This window comes from Gordonia aichiensis (assembly GCF_039946255.1).
Taxonomy (GTDB): domain Bacteria; phylum Actinomycetota; class Actinomycetes; order Mycobacteriales; family Mycobacteriaceae; genus Gordonia; species Gordonia aichiensis_A.
On sequence record NZ_JBCDWL010000009.1, the window covers coordinates 78,619 to 100,975 of the forward strand.

A 22,357-nucleotide genomic window follows, 5' to 3' on the forward strand; every position below is an offset into this window, starting at 1 on the left:
TCATGACGTTGTCATTGGGCGGGACCCGCGTTCTGGTCGCCGGTGGTCGGGCCACCGGCGCCGCCGTCGTCGACCTGCTGCTGGAGGTGGGCGCGATCCCGGAGGTGATGGATCAGACCTTCGCCGATCCGGCCGCCGGCGCCGCCTTCCGCGAACGCGGCATCGCACTGCACGCACCCGCCGACCTCCTCGACGCCGACGGGATCAGCCGGGTGCCGAGCGGCATCGAGTTGATCGTCGTCTCGCCCGGGTTCCGCCCGGACACCCCGCTGCTCGTGGCGGCCGCGGCCGCGGGCGTCCCCGTGTGGGGCGATGTGGAACTGGCCTGGCGCGCCGACCGGGCGGGACTGTTCGGACCGCCGCGGACCTGGCTGGTGATCACCGGCACCAACGGCAAGACGACGACGACCGGCATGGTCGAGTCCATCGTCAACGCCGCCGGGCGCGCCGGCCTGGCCTGCGGGAACATCGGCCTGACCGTCGTCGACGCACTGCGCGCGGAGCCTCGCGCCGAGGTGCTGTGTGTCGAGCTGTCCTCCTTCCAACTGCACTGGGCGCCCTCGGTCCGGCCCGACGCCGGAGTGGTCCTCAACGTGGCGGCCGACCACCTGGACTGGCACGGCTCGTTCGAGGCGTACGCCGCGGCCAAGGCCCGTGCATTGCGGGGGCCGATCGCGATCGTGGGCGCCGATGACGTCGGTGCGGCCGCGCTCGGCGTCGGCAGCGACTCCCGCCGCGTGGAGTTCACCCTCGGCGAGCCGGCCGCCGGCGCGCTCGGAGTCAGCGAGGGGATGCTCGTCGATCTCGCCTTCGGTGACGGCCGGACCGTTCTGCTCCCGCAAGACCAGGTCCGTCCGGCCGGGCCCTCCGGCGTGGCCGACGCGCTGGCGGCGGCCGCCCTGACCCGCGCCGTCGGCATCGACGCCGACGCCGTCGCGCGCGGTCTGCGAGCGTACCGACCGGCGGCCCACCGCGGCGAGGTGGTCGCGCAGATCGACGGCGTCGACTTCGTCGACGACTCCAAGGCGACCAATCCGCACGCGGCGGCGGCCGCGATCGCCGCCCGCGACCGGGTGGTCCTGATCGCCGGCGGACTGCTGAAGGGGGCGCCCGTCGACGAACTGGTCGAGGCCGCGCGCACGCGCCTGGCGGGCGTCGTCGCGATCGGCGCCGATCGGCAGATCATTCTCGATGCGATCGCGCGACACGCACCTCAGGTCCCAGCAGTCACAGTATTCACAGGGGACGATGGTTCTGTGATGACTCAGCGGACCGGTGAACAAGCACATGCGGTCGATCCGGACGGATCGGCGGACGCGGTGATGCGCCAGAGCGTCGCCGAGGCCTGGCGGGTGGCGCAGGCCGACGCGGGCGGCGTCGACGCCGTGCTGCTGGCGCCCGCGGCCGCCTCGCTGGACATGTTCGCGGGGTACACCCAGCGCGGAGACAGTTTCGCCGCGGCCTCCGCGGCGCTCGCCGACAGCATTGCGAACCGATGACTCGGGGCGACGACGCGGGCATCGATGCCGACGAGGTCGTGGCCCCCGAGACCGACGCCGAAGCCGTCGCGCACGCTGACGGGCCGGGCGACGCCCAATCAGCAGACGCCGGACCCGCCGACGGTGAGACCGCAGAAGCTGAGCCGACCGAGCCCGAGACCGTTGAATCGGAGACCCCATCGGGTGAGCAGGCCGGCGAGGAGAAGCCGCGGCGCCGGCGTTCGACCGCGCGTCGCCGCGGCTCGGATCGGTCGGCCCGGGGCGGCGAACCGCTCCGTCGCCTGCGACTGGTTCGTGCCTCCGACATCAAGTCCGGCGTGCTCTTCCTGGTCGGCGGCGTCCGCAACCTGCTCGCCCGGCCGCTGACCTCTTTTCATCTGATCGTCTCGATCACGGTCGTGCTGATCGCGATCGGCCTGATGATGGTGCTGTCGGCGTCGGCGGTGGAAGGGTACGCCAAGGACGGTTCGGCCTACGGCATGTTCACCACCCAGGTGATGTTCGTCGCGATGGGGCTGGTGCTGTTCTATGTGGCTCTCCGATTGCCCGTGCGCACCCTGCAGAAGGCGTCCCTGCCCTTCCTTCTGCTGTCGGTGGTCCTGCTCATCCTGGTGATGGTGCCCGGACTGGGCGTCGCCGGCGGGGGTGCTCGTCGCTGGCTCTCGATCGGTGGACTGACGCTGCAGCCGTCCGAGCTGGCCAAGGCCGCGCTCTGCATCTGGGGGGCGGCAGTGCTCTCCACACGCGATCCGCGCACCGCGACGACCAAGGAGATGCTGCTGCCGCTGGTGCCGGTCGCGATCGGGGTAGCCTTCCTGGTGATCATCGAACCCAACCAGTCGACCACGATGATCCTCGGCATGATCGTGGCCACCCTGCTGTGGTTCGGCGGCTTGGCGATGCGCTACTTCGGCGCGTTCATCCTGACCCTCGCCGTCGGCGGTGTGGCCCTGGCCTTCGCCGAGTCCTACCGCGCGTCGCGGCTGCTCAGCTTCGTCGGCGGCGGCTCGGATCCGCTCGGCGCCGACTATCAGCCCAACCAGGCCAAGTACGCGCTCGCCGACGGCGGGCTGTTCGGCAAGGGGCTGGGCCAGAGCACGGCGAAATGGAACTACCTGCCCAACGCTCACAACGACTTCATCTTCGCGATCATCGGCGAGGAGTTGGGGCTGCTCGGCGGACTCATCGTGCTCGGCCTGTACCTGCTCCTCGGGTACGTCGGCATGCGGATCGCGCAGCGGTCCGTCGACCCGTTCCTGCGACTGATGTCGGCCACCATCACGATCCTGTTCCTGGTGCAGGCGTTCATCAACATCGGCTACGTGGTCGGCGTCCTACCGGTCACGGGCATCCAGTTGCCGATCCTGTCGTACGGCGGCACCTCGGCCCTGACGATGCTCGCCATGCTCGGGCTGCTGGCCAATGCGGCGCGGCACGAGCCCGCCGCGATCGCCGCGATGGTCGGCCCCGCGCCGAAGGGACTGTCCCGGCTCCTGCGCCTCCCGCAGCCCGAGCCGTACCGGACGCCGGAGCGCCGTGCGGCGACCCGTCGCACCGGCGCGCCGAGCGGTGGGCGGCGGCCGTCGCCGGTGCGCGGCCCGGCCGGTTCGTCCCGGAGCGAGGCCCCGCGCAACTGGGCCACCCGCCCGCGGACTCCGGAACGTCCGGCGCCTCGCCGCGGCCGCCGGTGGCCCGAGTCGACGTCGGGCGAGATCCACTATCCTGCAAGGAGTGCGCGGCCGAATCGGTCGTGGCAGGAATCGAATTACTCGGCCCCGCGCGATCGATCGCGCCGATCCGGCCGAGGTGAATGGGAGAACGGTCGCCGGTGAGAACGCGCAGTCGGTCGCAAGAGGATGGAACCGGGCTGTCGGTGGTGGTCGCCGGCGGCGGGACCGCCGGTCACATCGAACCCGCGCTGGCGGTCGCCGACGCCGTCCGCGACCTGGATCCGACGGCGCGGATCACGGCCCTCGGTACCCATCGCGGACTCGAGACCAAGATCGTGCCCGAGCGCGGTTACGACCTGCGGCTGATCCCGCCGGTGCCCCTGCCTCGCAAGCCCGGCGTCGAGCTGGCCAAGACGCCGTGGCGGGTGGCTCGCTCGGTGGCGGCCACCCGAAAGGTGCTGGCCGAGGTCGACGCCGACGTGGTGGTCGGTTTCGGCGGCTACGTCGCCCTGCCCGCTTATCTGGCGGCGCGCGGCCACGTCCGTCGTGGCCGCCGGCTGCCGATCGTGCTGCACGAGGCCAACGCCAGCGCGGGCATCGCGAACAAGGTCGGCGCCCGCCTGGCCGACCGCGTGCTCGCGGCGGTCCCCGGCTGCGGCTTGGAGGGCGCCGACGTCGTCGGCATCCCGGTCCGCGCAGCGATCACCCATCTGGACCGCGACACGACGCGCGCCGACGCCCGCACCTTCTTCGGCTTGGCCGCCGACGCGCCCACACTGCTGGTCTTCGGCGGCTCGCAGGGGGCCCAGCGACTCAACGAGGCCGTCGCGCCGGCTGCGACCGCACTGGGGGAGGCCGGCATCGGCGTGCTGCACGCCTACGGGCCCAAGAACGTCGTCGAGCCGGTGTCGCCGCCCGGTGCGCCGCCGTATGTGGCCGTCAGCTACCTGAACCGGATGGACCTCGCCTATGCGGCCGCGGACCTGGTGATGTGCCGCTCCGGCGCGATGACGGTGGCGGAGATCTCCGCCACCGGCCTGCCCGCCGTCTACGTGCCGCTGCCGCACGGCAACGGCGAACAGCGGCTGAACGCGGTTCCCGCCGAGGAGGTCGGCGCGGCGCTTATCGTCGACGACGACGCCGTCACCGCCGAGTGGGTGGCCCGCGAGATCCCCGCGCTGCTGGCCGACACCGACAGGCTCGAGTCCATGAGCCGGGCGGCCGCGAGCCTGGGACACCACGACGCCGCGGTCGCCGTCGCGACCGCCGCCCTGCAGGCGGCCGCCGCACACCGCGGCGGCCCGACGAGCCGGGAGACCCGGCGATGAGCGCGGCGGTGACCGACGGGCAGCTGCCGCCGCAGCTGCAGCGGGTGCACATGGTCGGCATCGGCGGTGCCGGCATGTCGGGGCTGGCGCGGATCCTGCTGGCCCGCGGCGGTCAGGTCTCCGGGTCCGACGCCAAGGACTCCCGCGGGGTCCTCGCACTGCGGACGCGCGGCGCCCGGGTGCGCGTCGGCCACGCGCCGGAAGCGCTCGATCTGCTCGACGACGGTCCGACGGTGGTCGTCACCACGCGCGCCGCGGTGCCCGACGACAATCCCGAGCTGGTCGAGGCTCGGCGCCGGGGCATTCCGGTGGTCTATCGTCCCGACGTCCTCGCGCTGCTGATGCAGGGGCACCGGACGGTGCTGATCTCCGGCACCCACGGCAAGACGTCGACCACGTCGATGACGGTGGTCGCCCTGCAGCACTGCGGTGCCGACCCGTCGTTCGCCATCGGCGGGGAGCTCAACGAATCGGGCACCAACGCCCACCACGGGAGCGGCGAGATCTTCGTCGCCGAAGCCGACGAGAGCGACGGCTCGCTGCTGCAGTACACGCCGGACATCGTCGTGCTGACCACCATCGAGGCCGATCATCTGGACTTCTTCGGCTCCGAGGAGGCCTACGTCCGGGTCTTCGACGAATTCGTCCGGCTGATCCGTCCCGGCGGAACGCTGGTGCTGTGCCTGGACGATCCGGGGGCGGCCGCACTGGGCGCCCGGCGGGCCGCCGAGTGCGCCGAGCGCGGGGTGACCGTTCTCGGGTACGGCAGTGCGGCCCGACATCCGGTCCCGGAGGTGCCCCTGGCGGTGGAACTGGTGGACGCGGTACCGCACGGACCGGGCAGCACCGCCACCGTGCGTCTGCGTGCGCCCCTGGTCGACGTGGAGCAGACGCGGTCGTTGGAGGTGACGCTGCCGGGACGGCACATGGCGCTCAATGCGCTGGGCGCGTTCATCGCGACGGTCCGGACCGGGCAGAGTCCCGAACTGGCCGCGGAGGGCATCGAGGGCTTCGGGGGAGTGCACCGGCGTTTCGAGCTGCGCGGACGGGCCGCCGACGTCGACGTCTACGACGACTACGCCCATCACCCGACCGAGGTGCGCGCGGTGCTCACCGCAGCTCGCGAGATGGTGGGTGCGGGCTCGGGCCGGGTCATCGCGGTCTTCCAGCCGCACCTCTACTCCCGCACGGCCGAGTTCGCCGTGCAGTTCGCCGAGGCGTTGAGCCTGGCGGACGAGGTGATCGTCGCCGATGTCTACGGTGCGCGCGAGGAGCCGCAACCCGGTGTCACCGGTCTGCTGATCGCCGAACGGGTCACCGCGCCTGCGGTGTTCGTGCCGGAGGTGTCGCAGATCGCTCAGGCGGTCGTCGACCGTGCCCGTCGGGGCGACCTGGTCCTGACCATCGGGGCCGGTGACATCACGGTGCAGGCGCCGGCGATCCTCGAGGCGCTCGACGGCGCGGCAGGGCGGCGGACCGGCGTCTGATGGGCGGGCGAGCAATGGCCAAGCGCCCGCCGGGATCTCGGTGGCGGGTGATCGTGTCGGCGGCGGTCCTGGTGCTCGTGCTGGGCGGACTGGTGGCGCTGGCCTACTTCACCCCGCTGATGTCGGTGCGGTCGGTGGAGGTCACCGGAGCCACGACCGTCGGCGCCGACGAGGTGCTGCGGGTCGCGCAGGTTCCGCAGGGTGCGCCGCTGCTGCAGGTCGACACCGCAGTGATCGCCGGGCGCGTCTCGAAGCTGCCCGCAGTCGAGTCGGTGAATGTGACACGCGGCTACCCCTCCACGCTGACGATCGAGGTCACCGAGCGGACGCCGGCGGTCGTCGTCGAACGCCCGCCGGGCATCGGCGTGATGGACCGCCTGGGCATGGTCTACCTGACCTTCGACTCGGTGAAGGCGCTGCCGAAGGATCTGCGGGGCCTGCCGATGCTGCAGATGTCCGATCCGGCGGCGGGCAATCCGACCACCGTCGCCGCGCTCACCGTGGTTCAGGAGCTGCCGGACTGGCTGCGAAGCCGTGTCACGGTGGTCGAGGCGGGTTCCCCGTCCGACGTCTCGCTGCAGCTGCGCAGCGGCAGGAAGGTGGTCTGGGGCGACGCCGAGCGCACCCCGGACAAGGCCGAGGCGCTGCGCCACCTGCTGACGGTCGAGGGCCGCGAGTACAACGTGTCCAGCCCGGAATTCGCATCGGTCCGGTGACCGTGATCGATGTCCGAGCCCGGGAATCGTCGGCGGGCCGCGGAAAAGCGGCACGGATTCGCCGACACGCGGCGCGCCTGCTGGCACCGTGGCGCTGCGATCAATACCGTCAATCACAACACCACTACTTGACATAACTATAACCCTACAGTTTAGCTTTAGGGTTTCTGTTTCAACGAGGAAGGCATCATGACGCCACCCCACAACTACCTGGCTGTCATCAAAGTCGTCGGCATCGGCGGCGGTGGCGTCAACGCTGTCAACCGCATGATCGAGCAGGGGTTGAAGGGCGTTGAGTTCATCGCCATCAACACCGACGCGCAGGCGCTGCTGATCTCGGACGCCGACGTGAAGCTCGACATCGGCCGGGAGTCGACCCGCGGTCTGGGCGCCGGTGCGAACCCCGACGTCGGCCGGATGGCCGCCGAAGACGCCAAGGACGAGATCGAGGAGTTGCTCAAGGGCGCGGACATGGTGTTCGTGACCGCGGGCGAGGGAGGCGGCACCGGTACCGGCGGTGCACCGGTGGTGGCATCGATCGCCCGGAAGCTCGGCGCGCTGACCGTCGGCGTCGTCACGCGGCCGTTCTCGTTCGAGGGCAAGCGTCGCGGGAACCAGGCCGAGGCGGGCATCGCCTCGCTGCGCGAGTCGTGCGACACCCTCATCGTCATTCCCAACGACCGACTGCTGCACCTCGGCGATGCGCAGGTGAGCCTGATGGACGCCTTCCGCAGCGCCGACGAGGTCCTGCTCAACGGTGTGCAGGGCATCACCGACCTGATCACCACCCCCGGTCTGATCAACGTCGACTTCGCCGACGTCAAGGGGGTGATGAGCGATGCGGGCAGCGCATTGATGGGCATCGGCGCCGCACGCGGTGAGGGCCGTGCCCGCAAGGCGGCCGAATCGGCGATCAACTCGCCGCTGCTCGAGGCCTCGATGGAAGGCGCCCGCGGCGTGCTGCTGTCGATCGCCGGCGGCAGCGACCTGGGCCTGTTCGAGATCAACGACGCGGCCTCGCAGGTCCAGGAGGCCGCACACGAGGACGCCAACATCATCTTCGGCACCGTCATCGACGACAACCTCGGCGACGAGGTGCGCGTGACGGTGATCGCGGCCGGCTTCGACGGGGGTGCACCGCAGAAGCGTCAGCACGAGGCCCCGGGGGCGGCGAGCGCTGCGACCGCCACGCGAGCCAGGGCCGCCGAGCCGGCCAAGCCGCCCGCCGAGGATCCGCTGTTCCCCAAGCGTGAGCGGACCGGTGATCCGTTCGGCGAGCCCGCGCCGCGTCGCAACTCGATTCGGTTCGACGACGACGACGTCGACGTCCCCGACTTCATGAAGTGACCGGGGGATCAGCGGAGTTCACCGTTCGGCGCGCGGTCACCACGCGCGCCGGCGGCGTCTCACCCGAGCCGTACGACTCGTTCAACCTGGGCGACCACGTCGGTGACGACCCGGATGCCGTGCGCGCCAACCGGGAGCGGCTCGCCGACCAGCTGGGCGTGCGGCCCGGACACGTGGTCTGGATGGAACAGCTGCACACACGCACCGTGACCGTCGTCGACGGCCCGCGGCCGGCGCCGGTTCCCGCCACCGACGCGCTGGTCACCGACCAGCGCGACCTCGCGCTCGCCGTCCTGACCGCCGACTGCGTGCCGGTGCTGCTCAGCGACGACGAGGCCGGTGTCATCGCCGCGGTCCACGCGGGCCGCGTCGGTGCACGGGTGGGCATCGTGCCCGCGACCCTGTCGGCGATGGTCGGACTCGGCGCACGCGTGGAGCGGATCGGGGCCTTCCTCGGGCCGGCCGCGAGCGGCGATCGCTACGAGGTTCCGCCCGCGATGCAGGCCGACGTCGAGAGGCATCTGCCCGGCAGCGCGTGCCGAACCGTCAAGGGCACCACCGGACTCGACCTGCGCGCAGGCATCCGGCGCCAGCTGCTCGCCGCGGGCGTCGCCGGCGTCGCGATCGATCCCCGATGCACGATCTCGGACACGACGCTGTTCAGTCATCGGCGCGCAGCGCCAACCGGCCGGCTGGCCTCGGTGATCTGGATGGACACCCGCGGGGCGCGTCGATGATCGACGAGGTCGAGCGGGGCGTCGCCGACGCGCGGTCGGCGCAGCTCGGAGAGGGCGTGGCACAGGCTCGGTCGCGGATCGCCGCGGCGGCCCGCGACGCGGGTCGGGATCCGTCGGAGGTGACCCTGCTCGTGGTCACCAAGTACTTTCCGGCTGCGGACGTGGTGCGGCTGATCGATCTCGGCGAACGGGAGTTCGGCGAGTCCCGGGAGCCCGAGGCGTCCCGCAAGATGGTCGAGGTGACGACCGCGCGGTGCGAACACTTCAGCGCGGACATGATCGGCCGCGTCCAACGCAAGAAGGCGGGCTCGGTGGCGCGGTGGGCCCGTCGGGTCCACTCCGTCGATTCGGCGCCGTTGATCGACGCGTTGTCCGGCGCGGCCACGAGGGCTCGGGACGCCGGCCACCGGGACGACCGGCTGGGGGTGCTGCTGCAGGTGAGCCTGGACGGTGATCCCGACCGGGGCGGGCTGGTCGAGGCCGACCTGGCCGCAGCCGCGGATCGGGTCCTGGCGGCGCCGGACGCCCTGACCTTGGACGGGCTCATGCTCATCGCGCCGCTGGGGCTGGATCCGGGCGAGGCGATGCGGCAGATGGCGGACATCCGAGCGGGGTTCGTGGAGCGGTATCCGGATGCGCTGGAGCTCTCGGCGGGCATGTCCGGAGACCTCGAATCGGCGATCGCGAACGGATCGACGTGTGTGCGTGTCGGAACCGCAATTCTGGGCACGCGGCCGATACTCTCGCTTTAGTCACACTGGTCACAGCAGAACCACTAGCGATCAGGCGTAGCTCCCACACCCACCGACGTCACCGTTTGAGGAAGGCACGTAATGACGACGATGCAGAAGTTCAAGGCATATTTCGGCATGGTGCCTCCGAGCGAGTTCGATGACGACTACCTCGCCGACCCCGACGAGCCGCAGGGCATGTCTGCACGGGAACGGGCCTACATGGACAAGTACCGCAGCAACGGGACGCGCGAGGAGGGGTATCGCGGCGAGGCCTTCTACGCCGGCGACGACTCCTACCGTGACCGCGACTACCGTGACCGCGAGTCCGAGTACCGCGAGCCCTACGGCGAACCCGAGCAGCGCGTGCGCGCCGAAGCGTCGCCCCGGTACCGCGAGGCGGCCTACCGCGAGCCGGAGTTCGCGCGGGCCGGCGACGATCGCGGGTACGCCGCCCACGCCGAGCGCGACCGGCCGTACGTCGGAAGCCGACGTGCACCCGACGCCGAGTCGGTGCGTCGTCTCGAGCCGCTGAACCGGTCGTCGAACGTCGCCGTCCGCGGCGCCAACGCCGTCGCACTCGAACCTCAGGTCGACCTCGAACCGCTGTCGGAGAATGCCATGAAGAAGATCTCGACGCTGCGGCCGAGCGACTACTCGGAGGCCCGCACGATCGGTGAGCGGTTCCGCGGCGGCAGCCCGGTCATCATGGACCTGGCCGACATGAGCAACGACGAGGCCAAGCGCCTGGTCGACTTCGCCGCCGGACTGGTCTTCGCCCTGCGGGGATCGTTCGACAAGGTCGCCACCAAGGTCTTCCTGCTGTCGCCGGCCGGCGTCGACGTGACGCCGGAAGAGCGCAGGCGGATCGCCGAGAGCGGCTTCTACAGTCAGCCCTGACGCCGTCGTCCATCGTCGCGACCGTTGGGTCGTTCCCGCGCCGTCCCGGATCTCCGGGGCGGCGCGGCGCGTTTGCGGCGCGTCAGGCACCCTTGAGGGGTGAGCACCTTCCTTTGGATCCTGTACTTCGTGCTGTTCTGCTACGTCCTGCTGATGCTGGGTCGCTTCGTGGTGGAGATGGTGCAGTCGTTCGCGCGCCGCTGGCACCCGTCCGGCCCCGCCGTCGTGGTGATCGAGGTGGTCTTCACCGTCACCGATCCGCCGGTCAAACTCCTGCGTCGCCTCATTCCGCCGCTGCCGCTGGGGCCGGTGCGGCTGGATCTGTCCCTGCTGATCGTGTTGATCGTCCTGTCGATCGCGATGCGCGTCGTTCTCGGGTTCGCGATGAACACCATGTGAATCACCTAGATGTGAGCTGCGCCATAGTCCCAGGTCGAACGGTTCGGGCGGGCGGATCGGGGTGTCACCGTGTCGTTTCCGTCATCGGCGAGCGGACTTCCGGTCGGCCTAGATTTGATTGCGAACAGGACGCGGGGAGGCAACACGCCTTGGTCCCCGTGTGACGAGATGACACGCTAGTTACGCAGTGGTACTGGTATTAATAGAAACGCGATCAAGATTTGGGACGTGTTCGTGCCCGCTGGGGCGGATGCGGGTTCCGGTCGGACCGCGCCTGAAGATGACGTGCACAACCGTCACGTACAAGATCACCAAGGGGAGAGGCGAAAATGCGGCTCACACCAGCTGATGTGCATAACGTCGCGTTCAGCAAACCGCCGATCGGTAAGCGCGGTTACAACGAGGACGAGGTCGACCAGTTCCTCGACTTCGTCGAGGCTGAACTCGCGCGTCTGATCGATGAGAACGCAGACCTGAAGCAGCGCGTCGGCGAACTCGAGACCGAACTCGGCGAGGCCCGATCCGGAGCGCCGGAAGGCCGCACCCAGGCCTTCACCGCGGTTCCCGAGCCGGCACCCGAACCCGCCCCCGTGGCGCCGGCCGCACCCGCCGCGACCGACGAAGAGGCCAGCATGCGTGCGGCTCGCGTGCTCGCGCTGGCCCAGGACACGGCCGACCGGGTCACCGGCAGCGCGCGCAGCGAGGCCGAGGGCCTGATGTCCGACGCCCGTCAGCGCTCCGAAGCGATGGTCACGGACGCCCAGGCGAACGCCGATGCGACGCTCGCCGACGCCCGTCAGCGCAGTGAGGCCCTGCTTGCCGACGCGCAGACGCGCGCTGAGACGCAGGTGCGCCAGGCGCAGGAACGCGCCGACTTCCTGCAGCGCGACGCCGAGCAGAAGCACACCGAGATCATGACGACCATCAACCAGCAGCGCACGGTGCTGGAAGGTCGGATCGAGCAGCTCAAGACGTTCGAGCGCGAATACCGCACCCGTCTGAAGACCTACCTCGAGTCGCAGCTCGAGGAGTTGCAGCAGCGCGGCAGCGCAGCTCCGGTCGAGAACGGCCAGGCGAGCGGCTACGCGCCCGAGGGCGGCTACCCGCAGGGCTGAGACCAAGAATCTGACTTCGTGAATACGGAATCGTTCTCCGAACCGACGGGGGTGACATGCTGACTATCGCGCTGGCGGCCACCCTCGTCGGTTTCGGTCTGCTCGTGGTCGCGCTGGTGACCAGCAATCTGATCCTGGCCATCGCGTGCGTCGTGGTGTGCGTGATCGGGCTGATTCTGCTCGTGATCGACACGCTGCGCGCCAACCGGCGCGGTGCCGACGGGTCCGACGCCGAGCCGCTGTTCACCATTCGCGGCCGCGAATCGGCAGCCCGTGAGGAACCGCTCGACGTCGAGCCGCCGGTGGAGTCGCAGGACCGCGCCGACGACGCGCAGCCGGACGACGGCCCCTCGGGCTACCGCGACGATCTGGAGACGACCATCGGGCTGGGTTCGGTCGTGTCTGCGCCGGCGGATCCGCCGCCGAACCCGACCCCGCCGCCGACTACAGCGCCGGCGGGCGGTGACGTCAACGACTATCTGCGATCGACCGGTTCGTTCCCGGCGCAGCGCCCAGCGCCGCCGGCACCGGCGCACAATCCGCCCCCGCCCGTGCCGGCTCCGCCGCACATCGATCCGCAGCAAACCGGTCAGCAATACACGCCTCAGCCGTATCCCGGGCAGCAGTACACCGATCCGCAACCCCCGGCATCACCGTCTGACCCGGCACCATCGTCTGACCCGGTACCGCCGTCTGACCCGGTACCGCCGTCTGACCCGGTGCCGCCGTCTGACTACGTCGGCCGCCGCAGGCTCGACGGCGACCCGACGGAGAACATCGTCGTCCGCTCGTCCGACCCGGACCTGCCCGCGATGCAGTTCGTGTGGGAGGACACCGCGGGAACCGGCCGACAGCACCGGGGCGATGCAGAACAGCACCGGGGCGAGGCGGGCGACGGGGAGCCGCGCCGCTGACGGGGTCGCCCGTCGCGTGCAGTAGAATCCAAGGAACGCAGCGATGATCCGGCAATCACCGGTGAGCTCCCGGAAGAACAGACCCAGCGGGTCCCAGTAGAGCCGGGCGGGTGCGGCCCGACACAGCCGCGATGATGAGAGGCACGCCGCATCGGTGTGCAAGCGGGGTGGTACCGCGCGTGACCAGGCTGCTCGGGCAGCCGGTCGAGCGTCCCCGTGCCGGACAGGGCCGACGTCGGTCGGCGAGCATGAGGCACGAGGAGCGGTGCGTGAGCGAGCACAACGGAGATTTCGATCAGGCGGATCTCGATCAGACCGGGCGGGCGCACGCCTACCCGATCGTCGACCTGACGGACGGGACCGGGGCAGGAGCGCCGTCGTTCCCGAAGGTCGAGGAGACCGTCCTGCAGTACTGGGACGACGACGACACCTTCCGGGCGTCGATCGCGAACCGCGAGGGCGCCCCGGAGTTCATCTTCTACGACGGCCCGCCCTTCGCCAACGGCCTACCGCACTACGGCCACCTGCTCACCGGCTACGTCAAGGACGTCGTCCCGCGGTACCAGACGATGCGCGGGAAGAAGGTCGAGCGACGGTTCGGCTGGGACACGCACGGGCTGCCCGCCGAACTGGAGGCCGAACGCCAACTCGGGATCACCGACAAGTCGGAGATCGAGAAGATGGGCGTCGACAAGTTCAACGAGTACTGCCGCGACTCGGTCCTGCGCTACACCGGCGAATGGCGCGACTACGTGACGCGCCAGGCGCGGTGGGTCGACTTCGACAACGACTACAAGACGCTCGACCTGGACTTCATGGAGTCGGTGATGTGGGCGTTCAAGCGCCTGCACGACAAGGGGCTGGTGTACCAGGGCTACCGCGTGCTGCCGTACTCGTGGTACGAGCAGACCCCGCTCAGCAATCAGGAGTCCAAGCTCGACGACGCCTACCGGATGCGGCAGGACCCCGCCGTCACGGTGACCATGCCGCTGACGGTGCCCGCCGGCGCCTCCGCCGGATCGGGGCGCGACCTGAGTGCGCTCGACGGTGTGAACGCGCTCATCTGGACCACGACGCCGTGGACCCTGCCGTCGAACCTCGCGATCGCCGTGCACCCGGGTACCGAGTACTCGCACGTGCGCGCGGCCGACGGCACCGAGTACCTGCTGGCCACCGCATTGGCCGGCGGCTACGCCAAGGAGCTCGGCGAGGCCGAGACCGTCGGCACCTACACCGGCGAGGAGCTCGCCGGGCTGAGCTACCGTCCGCCCTTCGACTTCTTCCTCGGCCACCCCAATGCGCACCGCGTGCTGCTGGCCGATTACGTCACCACCGACAGCGGCACCGGCGTCGTGCACCTGGCGCCCGCCTTCGGTGAGGAGGACATGGACGTCGCGACCGCCAACGGCATCGAGGTGGTGCAGCCGCTGGATCCGGGCGGCCGCTTCACCGAGCTCGTTCCGCCGTACGTCGGACAGATGGTCTTCGACGCCAACCCCAACATCATCAAGGACCTGAAGGCCGCCGGTCGGATCCTCCGGCACGAGACGATCGAGCACTCGTACCCGCACTCGTGGCGGTCGGGTCAGCCGCTGATCTACATGGCGGTGCCCTCGTGGTTCGTCGCCGTCACGAAGATCAAGGACCGCATGCTCGAACTCAACCAGGAGATCACCTGGTCGCCGTCGCACATCCGCGACGGCCAGTTCGGCAAGTGGCTGGCCGGCGCCAAGGATTGGAACATCAGCCGCAACCGATACTGGGGTGCGCCGATCCCGGTGTGGGTCTCCGACGACCCCGAGCACCCGCGCGTGGACGTCTACGGCAGCCTCGACGAGTTGGAGCGGGACTTCGGTGTCCGGCCCGACAATCTGCATCGCCCGCACATCGACGAGCTGACGCGGCCGAACCCGGACGACCCGACCGGCCGGTCGACGATGCGCCGCGTCCCCGAGGTGCTGGACTGCTGGTTCGAGTCCGGTTCGATGCCGTACGCGCAGGTCCACTACCCGTTCGAGAACACCGCGTGGTTCGACGGCGACCCGGCGACCGGCGAGCCCGCCCGCAACCCCGGCGACTTCATCGTCGAGTACAACGGGCAGACCCGCGGTTGGTTCTACAACCTGCACGTGCTGGCGACGGCCCTGTTCGACCGCCCTGCCTTCAAGACGGTCGCCGCACACGGCATCGTCCTCGGCGACGACGGCGCCAAGATGAGCAAGTCCAAGCGGAACTACCCGGACGTCAACGAGGTCTTCGACCGCGACGGCTCCGACGCGATGCGCTGGTTCCTGATGGCCAGCCCGATCCTGCGCGGCGGCAACCTGATCGTCACCGAACGCGGCATCCGCGAGGGCGTCCGCCAGGCCCTGCTGCCGATGTGGAACGCGTACAGCTTCCTGCAGCTGTACGCCGACCGTCCGGCGACCTGGCGCACCGACTCGCCGAGTGTGCTCGACCGGTACATCCTGGCGAAGCTGGCGGTCACCCGCGACGAGATGACCGAGGCGCTCGACGTGTACGACATCGCTGGCGCGTGCGAGTCGTTCCGTGAGTTCTGCGAGTCGCTGACCAACTGGTACGTGCGTCGCTCGCGCGCCCGCTTCTGGGCCGGTCAGGACGCCGAGCCCGACGCCTTCGACACCCTGTACACCGTGCTCGAGGTCGCCGGGCGACTGGCGGCGCCGCTGCTGCCGCTGGCGACCGAGGCGATGTGGCGCGGCCTGACCGGCGGCCGCTCGGTGCATCTGACCGACTGGCCGACCGCCGAGGAAGTGACCTCCGACGAGGACCTGGTCGCGGCGATGGACCAGGTCCAGGCCGTCTGCTCGGCCGCCTCGAGCGTCCGGAAGGCCAACAAGCTGCGCGTGCGGCTGCCGCTGCCCGCACTGACGGTCGCCTCGCCGAGCGCTGCGCAGCTGGCGCCGTACACCGACCTGATCGCAGACGAGATGAACGTCAAGGACGTCATCTTGTCCGAGGACGTCGACTCGGTGGGCCGCGTGGAGGTCGCCGTCAACGCGCGGGCCGCCGGTCCGCGCATCGGCAAGGACGTCCAGCGCGCCATCAAGGCCGTCAAGTCGGGCGCCTGGTCGTTCGGCGTCGACGCCGACAGCGGCGAGCAGACGGTGGTCGCCGACGGCATCGAGCTGAAGGGGGAGGAGTTCTCCCGCAAGCTCGTCGCGGTGGCCCCCGACTCGACCGCCGAGATGCCCGGTGGCGCCGGCCTGGTGGTCCTCGATGTCACGGTCACCCCGGAACTGGAGGCCGAGGGCTGGGCGAAGGACCGGGTCCGCGAGTTGCAGGACGCCCGCCGCAACCTGGGCCTGGACATCTCCGACCGCATCTCGGTGCGGATGGTGGTCCCGGACGACTGCGTGCAGACCGCACAGACCCACGCCGGGCTGATCGCCGGCGAGGTGCTGGCGACCGGTTTCGAGGTCGTCACCGGGGAGCCTGCGGCGATCGAGCTCAGCCACGGGGTGAGCGTCGACATCGCGAAGGCCTGACGCCGCCGGCGATAGACTGCGGACATGAGCGGCGACGACCTGGAACGACTTCAGCGCTGGGAGGACAACGGTGCGCAGTGGGAGGTCGTCGCCCTTCGTCCGGACTCGGCGACCATCGCGCTCCTGAGGTGCGATGCCGGCGAGGAGGTGGATCGGTTCACCAGCAGCGATCCCCGGGTCCTGGCCCTGTGCCGCGCACGACGTGACTGACGCCGACGCCGAACGCAGTCAGCGCTGGGTGATGCACATCGACATGGACGCCTTCTTCGCGTCCGTCGAGCAGCTCACCCGACCGACGCTCGCTGGCCGTCCGGTGCTGGTGGGCGGGGCGGGCCGACGCGGGGTCGTCGCCGGGGCCAGCTACGAGTCCCGGGTCTACGGCGCGCGGTCGGCGATGCCGATGCACCAGGCGCGCCGGCTCGTCGGCGGCGGGGCCGTCGTCGTGCCGCCGCGCGGCGCGGTGTACCGGGTGGTCAGCGCGCGGGTGTTCGCGATCCTGCGCGGCTTCGTCCCGGTGATCGAGACCCTGTCGTTCGACGAGGCCTTCGGTGAACCGCGGGAGCTGGCGGGCGCCGCGGTCGGCGATGCAGCGGCGTTCGCGCAGCGTCTGCGGGCGGCGATCCGCGAGCAGACCGGGCTGCCCGCCTCCGTCGGCTTCGGGTCGGGCAAGCAGATCGCGAAGATCGCCTCCGGGCTGGCCAAACCCGATGGCGTCAAAGTGATTCCGCCGTCGATGGAGATCGACTTCCTGCAGGCCCTGCCGGTGCGACGCCTGTGGGGCGTCGGACCGGTGACCGGCGACCGGCTGGCGCGCCTCGGCGTCGAGACCATCGGGCAGCTGGCCGCGCTGTCGGAGGCCGAAGTGGTGTCGGTGCTCGGCGCGACCGTCGGCCCGTCGCTGCACCGGCTCGCGCAGGGCATCGACGACCGTCCGGTCGCCGAGCGCGCCGAAGCCAAGCAGATCAGCGCCGAATCGACCTTCGCCGTCGACATCGTCGACCTTCCGCACCTGCGGGCGGCGGTCGCCGGCGCGGCCTCCGACGCTCACCGCAGACTCGTCGCCGACGGTCGCAGCGCCCGGACGGTGGTCGTCAAGCTGCGGCGGTCGGACATGTCGATTCTGACCCGGTCGACCACCCTGTCGGCCGCGACCGCCGACCTCGAGGCGTTGACGGCGGCAGCGCACCGCGTGACGCTGGACCCGCTGCAGGTGGGACCCATCCGGTTGGTCGGGGTGGGCTACTCGGGCCTGTCCGACACCGCCCAGGAGTCACTGTTCCCCGGACTGGGCGAGGCGGCGACCGAGGCGGCCGCCCCGCCCGACGCGGTGCCCGAGGAGCGACCCGACGGCGACGAACCGGCGGCGGTCCGGGACTGGCCGACGGGGACCGACGTCGTGCACGTCGAGCACGGTCACGGCTGGGTGCAGGGCGGCGGGCACGGCTTCGTCACCGTCCGCTTCGAGACCCGCGCCAGCGGCCCCGGCCGCGCACGCACCTTCCGGCTGCCCGAACCGGGGCTGTCGCGCGCCGACCCGCTCGACAGCCTCGACTGGGAGCTCACCGATGCCGAACTCGGCGACTGAGGGAGACGGGGCGAGCGGGCTGCGGGGCGAGCGGGGTGGGGGCGAGCGGGGCAGGGGCCGATCAGGCCGGCGCCGAGGCGCGGAAGAAGGCGTCGATCTGTGCGGCGTCGGCTCCCGAGGACAGCAGGGCGATCAACGCCATCCGCGCCTGCGGGGCACGCAGCCACGGAGAGAACAACGCACCCGCGCGCGCCAGGTCGACACCGCCGCCGCCACCGCCGTAGGTCGGCTCCACCGGACCGTACGGAACGCGAGTCGAGACGACGACCACCACGTTCCGCTTCACCGCGAGATTGACCTCGGCGGTGATGTCCGGATGCGTGTTGCCCGAGCCGGTCGCCGAGAGAACGATGCCTGCGGCCCGCTGCGCGACGGCGGCGGCGATCGTGCCCGGCGACACTCCGGGGTACAGCGCGAGCAGGTCGACGCGGGCCGGGTGGCCGTCGGGGAGCACGTCGGCCACCAACGGTCGGGGCAGGTCGGGGTGAACGGTGTCGAAGGCCACGACGTCGGTGGTCGACAGCTTGAACGTGCCGCGCGCCCCGAGCACCCGGCCGCCCAGGGCGACGAGCACGCCGCGCCCGCGGGTGTCGGGATCGGCGGCCAGTGCGACGGCCGCGGCGATGTTGGCGGGGCCGTCGGAGAGTTCGTGGTCGGCGGGGAACTGCGCCCCGGTGAAGACCACCGGTCGCGGATCGGCGGCGAAGACGTCGGCCAGGTAGGCGGTCTCCTCAAGCGTGTCGGTGCCGTGGGTGACGACGACCCCGCTCACCGCGAGGTCCGCGAGGGCCTCGGCGATCGCCGCGACGATCGCGAACTGATCGCGCACGCTCATCGCCGAGGAGTCCTTCGCCATCAGCTCCACGGGTGTCACATCGACGTCTGCGGCCGTCGTCGGCAGCAGGTCTGCGGCGTGGAGGACCGGGACCGCGCCGTCGGCGGTGGTTCGGGAGGCGGCGGTACCGCCAGTGGTGATCATCACGACCTGACGAGTGCTCATGAGATCGATTCTCGCATCCCCGCCGGAATGATGTGCGCAGGTCCACTGGTGCGGACGAGACAGATGAGACGAGCCTGAGAGACCTCTGTGCGGGTCCGGGGCGCCTGCACTCGTCGCCGGACCTTTGGCATAGTGGTTTGAGTTCGGGCCCGCGCGGCCCTGCTCGACAACCGACGACTGTGAGGACAATTCGGTGAACATTCGCAAATTCGTGACCGGAGCCGTGCTGGCCGGCGCCCTGGCCGCCACTGCCGCGTGCGGTGGCAACAGCAACTCCGACCTGCCGCCCGTGCCGACTGCGAGCGCGACCGCGACCTCCGCGACGACGAGCGCGGCGACCGGGACCGAGGCCGAGATGACCAACAAGAACCAGGTCCCCGGCGTCGAAGCGCTCAACGGCATGCTGCAGACCGCACTCGATCCCAAGATCAAGCCCGCCGACAAGGTCGACCTGGTGGAGGGATCCCAGGTGGATCCGAACCTCTTCAACGAGCTGGTGAAGGCGAAGAAGGACAACCCCGACGTCACCTACGAGATCAAGAAGCCGATCCTCAAGGACGGCCCGAACCGTGCCAAGGTCAAGGTCGAGGTGACCCTGCCCAACAACCCGCCGACCAAGATCGACGCATCGATCGTGTTCGACAACGGCCGCTGGAAGCTCTCGAAGCAGACCGTCTGCCCGCTGCTGCAGCAGGCCGACGTCAAGTCGCCGCTGTGCGTCGACACCGGTGCGAGCACCAAGGCCAAGAGCTCGGCGCCGACGAGCAAGTAGGCCGGCCGAGCGCCGAGAGCCCCGCATTCACCCTCACCGGGTGGAGGTCACTGCGACTTCCGCCAGGTGAGGGTGAATTCGTTCTGCTGCAGGATCGGGCGGTTCGGATCGTCGCCGACCAGTTCGCGCGCGCCCTTGACCCGCAAGGTGCCCGCGGTCGGGAGCAGTCGTCGCAGGTCGACGGTGACCGTTCCCGACCCGGCCATCGAATAGCGCGCGATGTGCAGGGTCGCCTGCGAGCCCGGAATCGCGAAGACCGAGTTGACGGGCGCCTCGTCGACGGTCACGTCGAGGGTCGCCACATCGCCGTCGCGGCGGGTCAGGGTGACCGTCATGGTCTGCGTGACGGTCGCCGCGGCGGAGACCGTCCGCACCGACCGCCACACCGCGCCGGGGGCCACCGGGACGGTGGGCAGCGGAACCGCGTAGTCCAGAGCGCCGATCAGCGACTGCTCGAGGGCGCTGCGGGCCGGTGACTCGGCCGCGTCGGTCGGCTTGAGCCGCAGTCGGGTGGGCGCCATCCCCGCCGTGTACGAGATGCCGCCGGTGGTGCCGTCGAGTGCGCCGAGCAATCCCTGAAGTTCGGTGTCCTTGCTGGTGGGGGCGCCGATCCGGAACTCGAGGCTCGCCGGGTCGTCGCACACGGTCCGCGCGGTGAGCGGGGTGACCAGCTGCTGCTCGGTCTTCTGAACCTGATTGGTGTCGCTGGTGCGCGAGGTCGGTGCGACCGACGTCTCCAGCGACGAGGTCTCCAGCGTGACCTGCTGGGGGCTGTCGACCGCCGGGGACGAGGTCAGCGCCTGCGCCGGGCCCTGCCCGGGGTCGACGACGGTGACGTCGGCGTCGGGGATGGCGATCGATCGGGCGCCGTCGGACTTGCTGGCCGCCGTCGGCGCGCACGGCGAATCGTCGGCGGTGTCGGTCGTCGAGCAGGCGGTCAGGGTCGCCGCGACGATGGCGGCGGCGGTCACGGCGCCCACCGTCCGCGGGCGCGGGCGGGCGTGATCGGGATTGCGGGACAAGGCACTCACTCGAGCCAGCGTAGTGTGGCGCGACCACCGGTTCGCCAGAGGCGGGGTGTGACGTCCGACCGCCGTTGTGGACAATTGGAGGCATGAACGAACCCGCGGCGCCGCGCGCCGGAGCCCCGGAGGGTCGCAACGGGGTCGCCCTGATCCCGATCCTGGTCGCCGTGGCGATCCTCGCCTACCTCGTCGACGTGTTGAGCAAGGTGCTCGTCGTGGCTCGGATGGAGCCGGGCGAGACGGTGTCGGTGATCGGCGACCTGCTGACCTTCCGGCTCGTCCGCAACAGCGGAGCCGCGTTCTCGATGGCGACCGGTTACACCTGGGTGCTGACCTTCGTCGCGCTCGCGGTGGTGGCGGTGATCATCCGCTACGCCCGACGGCTGGGCTCGCTCGGTTGGGTCATCGGCCTCGGCCTGGTGCTCGGGGGAGCGCTGGGGAACCTGACCGACCGCCTCTTCCGCGACCCCGGACCGCTGCGCGGGCACGTCGTCGACTTCATTCAGGTCGGCAGCTGGTGGCCGACCTTCAACATGGCCGACTCCGCGGTGGTGTGCGGAGCGGTGCTCCTGGTGGCGTTGACACTGCTGGGATACGACTACGACGGCACGCGGACCGGCTGGGCGGCCCGCCGCGGTGCGCACGCGTCGGCCGACACCGACGCCGCAGACAAGGAAGAGGACCAGGATGCGTGACTCACGGGCGATGCCGGTCCCGGACGGCCTGCACGGCATGCGGATCGACGCCGGCGTGTCGCGGCTGCTCGGCGTGTCGCGGACGGTGGCGGCCACCCTCGCCGACGCCGGCGACATCACCGTCGACGGCGTCGCGGTCGGGAAGTCGCACAAGTTGGCCGCCGGCGCCTGGCTCGACGTGCTGCTGCCCGAGCCGGAGCGCCCGCTGACGGTCGAGCCGACGCCGGTGGAAGACCTGGAGGTGCTCTACCACGACTCGGACATCATCGTGGTCGACAAACCCGCGGGCGTCGCGGCGCACCCGTCGGTCGGCTGGACCGGACCGACGGTGGTCGGAGCGCTCGCGGCGGCGGGCTTCCGGATCTCGACCTCGGGCGCCCACGAGCGCCAGGGCATCGTCCACCGACTCGATGCGGGGACCTCGGGGGTGATGGCGGTGGCCGCCTCCGAGCGGGCGTACACGCTCCTCAAGCGGGCGTTCAAGCAGCGGACGGTGGAGAAGCGGTACCACGCGCTGGTGCAGGGGCATCTGGACCCCTCGTCGGGCACCGTCGACGCTCCGATCGGCAGGCATCCGGGCGCGGACTGGCGATTCGCCGTCACCGCCAACGGACGCCCGTCGGTGACCCACTACGACACCGTCGAGATGTTCGCGGCGGCCTCGTTGCTGGACGTGCACCTGGAGACCGGCCGCACCCATCAGATCCGGGTGCACTTCTCGGCGATGCATCATCCGTGCTGCGGTGACCCGACTTACGGTGCCGATCCGAAGCTCGCGGCCCGGTTGGGCCTGGAACGACAGTGGCTGCACGCCCGCATGCTCGCCTTCGCGCATCCGGCGGACGGTCGGCGCGTCGAGTTCACCGCCGAGTACCCGGATGATCTGCAGCACGCGCTCGACGTGCTGCGCGAGGTGTGAGCGACGACT

At 70.7% G+C, this 22,357-nt stretch carries 20 protein-coding genes; 18 read left to right on the plus strand and 2 right to left on the minus strand.

Annotation, left to right across the window (positions count from 1 at the left end):
• The first annotated feature begins 2 nt into the window (after nucleotides 1-2).
• From murD to AAFO60_RS12510, 15 genes are all read left to right on the plus strand, one after another.
• The gene (murD, locus tag AAFO60_RS12440; RefSeq protein WP_347956519.1) at nucleotides 3-1,499 is read left to right on the plus strand and encodes a UDP-N-acetylmuramoyl-L-alanine--D-glutamate ligase; all 1,497 of its coding nucleotides are present in this window, start codon (nucleotides 3-5) and stop codon (nucleotides 1,497-1,499) included.
• Entirely contained in the window at nucleotides 1,496-3,331 is a 1,836-nt protein-coding gene (gene ftsW / locus AAFO60_RS12445; protein ID WP_347956520.1) for a putative lipid II flippase FtsW, read from the plus strand. Before murD ends, ftsW begins: the two co-directional genes overlap by 4 nt.
• Entirely contained in the window at nucleotides 3,310-4,497 is a 1,188-nt protein-coding gene (murG, locus tag AAFO60_RS12450) for an undecaprenyldiphospho-muramoylpentapeptide beta-N-acetylglucosaminyltransferase (RefSeq protein ID WP_347956521.1), read from the plus strand. The genes ftsW and murG overlap by 22 nt, the downstream gene beginning before the upstream one ends.
• Nucleotides 4,494-5,984 (plus strand): UDP-N-acetylmuramate--L-alanine ligase, encoded by a 1,491-nt coding sequence (gene murC / locus AAFO60_RS12455; protein WP_347956522.1) that lies wholly within the window; start codon nucleotides 4,494-4,496, stop codon nucleotides 5,982-5,984. The genes murG and murC overlap by 4 nt, the downstream gene beginning before the upstream one ends.
• Before the next feature lie 14 nt (nucleotides 5,985-5,998).
• A complete protein-coding gene (locus AAFO60_RS12460) occupies nucleotides 5,999-6,700 on the plus strand; it encodes a cell division protein FtsQ/DivIB (protein WP_347956523.1) in 702 nt (233 codons plus the stop codon).
• Between the two features lie 189 nt (nucleotides 6,701-6,889).
• Nucleotides 6,890-8,047, plus strand: coding sequence for a cell division protein FtsZ (ftsZ, locus tag AAFO60_RS12465; protein ID WP_347956524.1), 1,158 nt, complete (start codon nucleotides 6,890-6,892; stop codon nucleotides 8,045-8,047).
• Nucleotides 8,044-8,784 (plus strand): peptidoglycan editing factor PgeF, encoded by a 741-nt coding sequence (gene pgeF, locus AAFO60_RS12470; RefSeq protein ID WP_347956525.1) that lies wholly within the window; start codon nucleotides 8,044-8,046, stop codon nucleotides 8,782-8,784. Before ftsZ ends, pgeF begins: the two co-directional genes overlap by 4 nt.
• The gene (locus tag AAFO60_RS12475; protein WP_347956526.1) at nucleotides 8,781-9,536 is read left to right on the plus strand and encodes a YggS family pyridoxal phosphate-dependent enzyme; all 756 of its coding nucleotides are present in this window, start codon (nucleotides 8,781-8,783) and stop codon (nucleotides 9,534-9,536) included. Before pgeF ends, AAFO60_RS12475 begins: the two co-directional genes overlap by 4 nt.
• 81 nt (nucleotides 9,537-9,617) lie before the next feature.
• On the plus strand, nucleotides 9,618-10,415 hold the full coding sequence (locus AAFO60_RS12480) for a cell division protein SepF (protein WP_347956527.1): 798 nt from the start codon (nucleotides 9,618-9,620) through the stop codon (nucleotides 10,413-10,415).
• 99 nt (nucleotides 10,416-10,514) lie between these two features.
• Nucleotides 10,515-10,814 (plus strand): YggT family protein, encoded by a 300-nt coding sequence (locus AAFO60_RS12485; protein ID WP_347956528.1) that lies wholly within the window; start codon nucleotides 10,515-10,517, stop codon nucleotides 10,812-10,814.
• A gap of 329 nt (nucleotides 10,815-11,143) precedes the next feature.
• Nucleotides 11,144-11,929: a DivIVA-like cell division protein Wag31 gene (gene wag31 / locus AAFO60_RS12490; protein WP_347956529.1), complete on the plus strand. Its 786-nt coding sequence runs from the start codon at nucleotides 11,144-11,146 to the stop codon at nucleotides 11,927-11,929.
• Between the two features lie 56 nt (nucleotides 11,930-11,985).
• Nucleotides 11,986-12,843, plus strand: a complete 858-nt coding sequence (locus AAFO60_RS12495) for a hypothetical protein (RefSeq protein ID WP_347956530.1) — start codon at nucleotides 11,986-11,988, stop codon at nucleotides 12,841-12,843.
• A gap of 269 nt (nucleotides 12,844-13,112) precedes the next feature.
• The gene (ileS, locus tag AAFO60_RS12500) at nucleotides 13,113-16,352 is read left to right on the plus strand and encodes an isoleucine--tRNA ligase (RefSeq protein ID WP_432211707.1); all 3,240 of its coding nucleotides are present in this window, start codon (nucleotides 13,113-13,115) and stop codon (nucleotides 16,350-16,352) included.
• Between the two features lie 24 nt (nucleotides 16,353-16,376).
• A complete protein-coding gene (locus AAFO60_RS12505) occupies nucleotides 16,377-16,562 on the plus strand; it encodes a hypothetical protein (RefSeq protein ID WP_347956531.1) in 186 nt (61 codons plus the stop codon).
• Between the two features lie 31 nt (nucleotides 16,563-16,593).
• Nucleotides 16,594-17,937: a DNA polymerase IV gene (locus AAFO60_RS12510; protein WP_432211711.1), complete on the plus strand. Its 1,344-nt coding sequence runs from the start codon at nucleotides 16,594-16,596 to the stop codon at nucleotides 17,935-17,937.
• Nucleotides 17,938-17,998: 61 nt separating this feature from the next.
• Here the strand turns inward: AAFO60_RS12510 and AAFO60_RS12515 are convergent, their stop codons facing one another.
• A complete protein-coding gene (locus AAFO60_RS12515) occupies nucleotides 17,999-18,937 on the minus strand; it encodes an asparaginase domain-containing protein (protein WP_347956533.1) in 939 nt (312 codons plus the stop codon).
• A 193-nt stretch (nucleotides 18,938-19,130) separates the two neighbouring features.
• Here AAFO60_RS12515 and AAFO60_RS12520 point away from each other — a divergent pair, with 193 nt between their 5' ends.
• Complete coding sequence (locus AAFO60_RS12520; RefSeq protein ID WP_347956534.1) at nucleotides 19,131-19,709, plus strand: hypothetical protein; 579 nt, start codon at nucleotides 19,131-19,133, stop codon at nucleotides 19,707-19,709.
• A gap of 47 nt (nucleotides 19,710-19,756) precedes the next feature.
• Here the strand turns inward: AAFO60_RS12520 and AAFO60_RS12525 are convergent, their stop codons facing one another.
• Nucleotides 19,757-20,740 carry a hypothetical protein gene (locus AAFO60_RS12525; protein WP_347956535.1) on the minus strand — a complete coding sequence of 328 codons (984 nt, stop codon included), beginning with the start codon at nucleotides 20,738-20,740 and terminating at the stop codon, nucleotides 19,757-19,759.
• 83 nt (nucleotides 20,741-20,823) lie between these two features.
• Between AAFO60_RS12525 and lspA the strand changes: the two genes are divergently transcribed.
• Both lspA and AAFO60_RS12535 read left to right on the plus strand, forming a co-directional pair.
• A complete protein-coding gene (lspA, locus tag AAFO60_RS12530; protein WP_347956536.1) occupies nucleotides 20,824-21,429 on the plus strand; it encodes a signal peptidase II in 606 nt (201 codons plus the stop codon).
• The gene (locus tag AAFO60_RS12535; RefSeq protein WP_347956537.1) at nucleotides 21,422-22,348 is read left to right on the plus strand and encodes an RluA family pseudouridine synthase; all 927 of its coding nucleotides are present in this window, start codon (nucleotides 21,422-21,424) and stop codon (nucleotides 22,346-22,348) included. Before lspA ends, AAFO60_RS12535 begins: the two co-directional genes overlap by 8 nt.
• Nucleotides 22,349-22,357: the final 9 nt, after the last annotated feature.